Origin of the sequence: Gemmiger formicilis, assembly GCF_016901605.1 — a bacterium.
Taxonomy (GTDB): Bacteria; Bacillota; Clostridia; order Oscillospirales; family Ruminococcaceae; genus Gemmiger; species Gemmiger formicilis_B.
The window spans coordinates 1-221 of record NZ_JACJKP010000811.1 but is presented as its reverse complement, the minus strand read 5'-3'; the positions used below and the strand labels follow the sequence as shown (position 1 = coordinate 221).

Below are 221 nucleotides of genomic sequence, written 5' to 3'. Positions count from 1 at the left end.
GTAAGTGGCATTGGAAGCGTTTTCGGAAACAGTTACAACCGAATGATCTGCAATAATCAACTCATTGTTGACTGCAATGCCCATTCCTTTATTCCGGAAGGCGTTTACGGTGGAATTAGTGACATGCAGCGCACCAGCAGACAAACCATGGCTTCCGTTATCGTTGAAATTTACAGTGGAATTTTCAATCGCAAAGTGAGAGCCATTGGAGCCGTTGCCGA

At 45.2% G+C, this 221-nt stretch carries 1 protein-coding gene; it reads right to left on the bottom strand.

Annotated features, from left to right (window positions below; translation table 11 throughout):
- On the bottom strand, positions 1-221 hold a 221-nt coding region (locus H6B10_RS16900), incomplete at both ends, for a hypothetical protein (protein WP_204652507.1).